We start from the raw sequence: 4,554 nt of genomic DNA, 5'->3' as shown, positions 1-4,554 counted from the left end.
GAACAAAAGTGGGTACTGGTTTAGATTTAGAGCCTAAAACATCTTGTTTTATTGTGAAGAAAAATCAAATTCTAGTTTCACTTTCCTCGATAGATTTTTCATTTATTATGGAAGAAAATATTAGTGAAATTTTCGCTTTATTTCATAAGCATAAAATTAAAGTGAGTTTAATTCAAAATACGGCTATTAGTTTTTCCGTTTGTATTGAAGACACATTTGATAATTTTAAAGATTTGAAAACCATTTTATCAAAAAAATTCAAAGTTTCTTACAATGAGAATGTTTCATTGTACACCATTCGCCATTTTGATGCTGTTTCGGCAGAAGTGATTGAAAAAGACAAAACCGTTTTATTAAAACAAATTAGCCGCGAAACATTACAAATTGTAACGCTGTAAAAAGCAACCAAAGTTTGTAAAAATACTTTAATTCTTTAAACTTTGAGGTTATTTTTTTGATACCGATTTCTTAATTTTCTGCTATCATTCCCTTAACAAACAATCTGTTACTTTGCTAAATCAATACAAAGACGTATTATGGCAAGAATAGTTGATGTTGTAGTAATTTCCGATACCCACCTGGGCACATACGGCTGTCAAGCAAAAGAACTTTTTACCTATTTAAAATCTGTTGCTCCAAAAACATTAATTATTAATGGTGATTTTATTGATATTTGGCAATTTAGCAAAAGTTATTTTCCAAAATACCATTTAAAAGTTATTAAAAAAATTATTGATTTGGCTTCAAAAGGGACCGAAGTAGTTTATATTTTAGGAAATCATGATGAATTTTTACGCCGATTTGCCGACACTTCTTTTGGAAATATTGAATTGACCAATAAAAAAATAATGACCCTTGATGGTAAAAAAGCCTGGTTTTTCCATGGCGATGTATTTGATGCTTCCGTACAACATTCAAAATGGATTGCTAAATTGGGTGGAATTGGATATGATTTTTTAATTCGTTTAAACGTTATATCTAATTGGATTTTGACGCGACTAGGGAAAGAGAAATACTCGTTTTCCAAAAAAATAAAAAACAACGTAAAAAAAGCATTAAAATTTATTGGCGATTTTGAAAATGCTGCTACAGAATTAGCAATAGAAAATGAATTTGACTATGTTGTTTGTGGACACATTCATCATCCTCAAATCAGAAAAGTAGAGAGCAAAAACGGGAATTGTGTGTATTTAAACAGTGGCGACTGGATTGAAAACCTAACCGCGTTAGAATATCACAACAAAAAATGGGAAATATACACTTATGACAAAAATGATTTTAAGGAAGAATTAGAGTCGGAACACCAAGAGATGGTTTTGAAAAATATTGATGAATTAATAAAAGAAGTGGTTTCATTTAACTAAAAGAATATGAAAATATTATATGCCGTGCAAAAAACTGGAAATGGTCATTTGGCTAGAGCTCAAGAAATTATTCCAATATTAGAAAAATATGGCGATGTTACCGTTTTAACTAGTGGTAGTCAGTCGCAAATTGAGTTAGGTTTTCCTGTAGCTCTAGATTTTAAAGGTATTTCATTATTTTATGGAAGCAACGGAAGTGTTTCATTTTTGAAAACGTTATTTAAAAATAATTACGCCAAATTTATCTTTCAAGTTATAAAATTAAACGTACATAAATACGATTTAATTATTAACGATTACGAACCAATATCAGCTTGGGCCTGTAAATTTAAAGGAGGAAATATTGTGGCATTATCACATCAATCATCTTTATTTTTTAATGAAACACCAAAACCTAAAAAAATTAAATGGTTGAGTTGGCAAATTTTTAAAAACTACGCACCTGTTGTTAAAAAATATGGTTTTCACTTTGAAGAATATAATGAACAAATTTTTAAACCGGTTATCAGAAAAAAAATAAGCGACTTAAAAACTTCAAATGCAGGACATTATGTTGTGTATTTGCCGTCGTTTTCAGATTTAAAAATAATTAAAGAGTTGAAAAAAACCACTGCCAATTGGATTATATTTTCAAAAGCTGCCACTTCATCCTACACAGCAAATAATTGTACCGTATTTCCAATTGATGAAAACGAATTTTTAAAATCAATAGCAAATAGTGCAGGCGTTTTATGTAATGCTGGATTTGAATTACCAGCAGAAACGTTATTCTTGAAAAAGAAATTATTTGTTATCCCTATCAAAAAACAAATTGAACAGGAATGTAATGCCTTTGCATTGAAAAAAATGGGCGTTTTAACATCTAAAAATCTTGATTTTAATTTAATTGAAATGTGGGTATTATCAAGTAGAATTATTCCTGTAAATTATACTAGCAATATAGCAGACATAATTGAAGACGTTATTTTGGAAAATACAGAAACTAATAACGAATTATTATTTATATAAATTGGACAAAGGGTGACAGAAAGTAGTTTTTTCTCATTTTATTTGGTTGGTAAATAGTCGCTCTTTTCCTTTTTATAACTAAAAAATCCCATATCTTTTCTGATATGGGATTTTATATTTCTATGGAAAACAACTCTTACTTTTTTCCTGAAGCTTCTAAATTTCTCTCTATTTTATGTTCCGGTCGGCTCCATTTTGGTTTTTCGCCCAAGGCTTCAAATTTTGAATTTTCAGCTTCTACTGTTTCTGGTTGCATTTTTTTAATGAAAGGTTTTTGTGGATTTAATCCAAGCATTTCAAACATTTTCATATCTTCATTCACATCCGGATTTGGTGTAGTAAGTAATTTATCACCCGCAAAAATAGAATTGGCCCCTGCAAAGAAACACATGGCTTGCCCTTCTCTACTCATATTTGTTCTTCCTGCAGATAATCTCACTTGCGTTTCAGGCATGACAATTCTTGTTGTGGCTACCATACGAATCATTTCCCATATTTCAACTGGTTTTTCATCTTCTAAAGGTGTGCCTTCAACAGCAACTAAAGCATTAATAGGCACCGATTCTGGTTGTGGATTAAGGGTAGAAAGCGCTACTAACATTCCTGCTCTATCTGCGATACTTTCGCCCATTCCAATAATTCCTCCGCTACAAACTGTTACGTTTGTTTTTCGAACGTTTTCAATAGTTTCAAGTCGGTCTCCAAAGCCACGAGTTGAAATTACTTCTTTATAATATTCTTCTGAGGAATCTAAATTGTGATTGTAAGCATACAAACCTGCTTCTGCCAAACGATGTGCTTGATTTTCGGTAATCATACCTAAAGTACAACACACTTCCATATCTAATTTGTTAATGGTACGAACCATTTCTAAAACTTGATCAAATTCTGGACCATCTTTAACGTTTCGCCAAGCTGCACCCATACAAACACGAGAAGAACCTGATGATTTAGCTCGTAACGCTTGTGCTTTCACTTGAGAAACAGACATTAAATCATTTCCTTCAATATCTGTATGATATCTGGCAGCTTGCGGACAATATCCACAATCTTCAGGGCAACCACCTGTTTTTATAGATAAAAGTGTGGAAACTTGAACCGTATTAGGATCATGATGTTCTCTGTGAATTGAAGCGGCATCAAACAACAAATCCATTAATGGTTTATTGTAAATAGCAATTATTTCTTCTTTCGTCCAATTATGTTTGGTAACACTCATAAAATCATAAATTAATACTTCAAAAGTACTAATTTACATTTGAAGAAAAAATTTATGTGCTAAGTTTTTATTAATTTAGATAAGGAAGAAGTGGTTTTAAAAAAGCAAAAGATCCAGAAAATTTACTATTTACGATTTCCAATTTTCAATTTTGAAAATATTGAATGGTGTTTTTTTTATCAATTTCTAATTGCGATTTAAGCGCTTCTAATGATTCGAATTTTTGTTCCTCTCTAAGTCGCTCAATAACATTTACTTGCACTTTTTGACCATAAATATCTTCTGAGAAATCAAATAAATGCACTTCAATTGTCGGAATATTATCACTCAAAGTTGGTTTTATACCTATATTCATCATACCAAAAACAGTTTGGTTTTTCATAATTGCACTTACTATATAGACACCATTTTTTGGGATTAATTTGTAGTTTTCTGATATTTGAATATTTGCGGTTGGAAAACCGATCGTTCTTCCCAATTGATTACCTTTTACAACCTTTCCAGATAACATATAGGCGTAACCTAGGTATTCATTTGCTAAAGAGATTTTTCCTTCTAAAAGTGAATTTCTAATTTTTGTAGAACTTACAGAAACTTCCTCGACTTGTTTTGCAGGAATTTCTTCTACTTCAAAATCAAATTCTTTACCAAAAGCGATCAAATCCTTAATACCTGCCGCTCTGTTTTTTCCAAACTTATGATCATATCCAATAATAATTTTCTGAATATTAAGTTGTTTTATTAAAATTTGTTCCACAAATTCTCTTGGTGATAATTCAGAAAATAATTTATCAAATGGGTGAATTATAAAGTTTTGAACGCCTTTTTGTTCTAATAGAATTGCTTTTTCAGGCATTGTATTTAACATTTTTATTTCCGAATCGTTAGAAACGATTAATCGGGGATGTGGAAAAAATGTTAGTAATACGCTTTCAAGCTTTTCTTGTTTGGCTATGTTACAAA

Annotated in this window: 4 protein-coding genes and 1 pseudogene; 3 read left to right on the top strand and 2 right to left on the bottom strand. The window is 30.7% G+C overall.

Annotation, left to right across the window (positions count from 1 at the left end):
• From ACIQ2I_RS08135 to ACIQ2I_RS08125, 3 genes and pseudogenes are all read left to right on the top strand, one after another.
• Positions 1-398: pseudogene (locus ACIQ2I_RS08135) on the top strand (aspartate kinase); the annotation flags it as partial.
• A 138-nt stretch (positions 399-536) separates the two neighbouring features.
• Positions 537-1,364 carry a UDP-2,3-diacylglucosamine diphosphatase gene (locus tag ACIQ2I_RS08130; RefSeq protein ID WP_396181922.1) on the top strand — a complete coding sequence of 276 codons (828 nt, stop codon included), beginning with the start codon at positions 537-539 and terminating at the stop codon, positions 1,362-1,364.
• 6 nt (positions 1,365-1,370) lie between these two features.
• Entirely contained in the window at positions 1,371-2,372 is a 1,002-nt protein-coding gene (locus ACIQ2I_RS08125) for a glycosyltransferase family protein (protein ID WP_396181921.1), read from the top strand.
• 136 nt (positions 2,373-2,508) lie between these two features.
• Here the strand turns inward: ACIQ2I_RS08125 and bioB are convergent, their stop codons facing one another.
• Positions 2,509-3,591: a biotin synthase BioB gene (gene bioB / locus ACIQ2I_RS08120; RefSeq protein ID WP_396181920.1), complete on the bottom strand. Its 1,083-nt coding sequence runs from the start codon at positions 3,589-3,591 to the stop codon at positions 2,509-2,511.
• Between the two features lie 145 nt (positions 3,592-3,736).
• A partial coding sequence (gene ribF / locus ACIQ2I_RS08115; protein ID WP_396181919.1) for a riboflavin biosynthesis protein RibF occupies positions 3,737-4,554 on the bottom strand: 818 nt, incomplete at its 5' end.

This window comes from Flavobacterium sp. (assembly GCF_044368995.1).
Classification (GTDB): domain Bacteria; phylum Bacteroidota; class Bacteroidia; order Flavobacteriales; family Flavobacteriaceae; genus Flavobacterium.
This window is presented reverse-complemented; position numbering and strand designations above follow the sequence as displayed.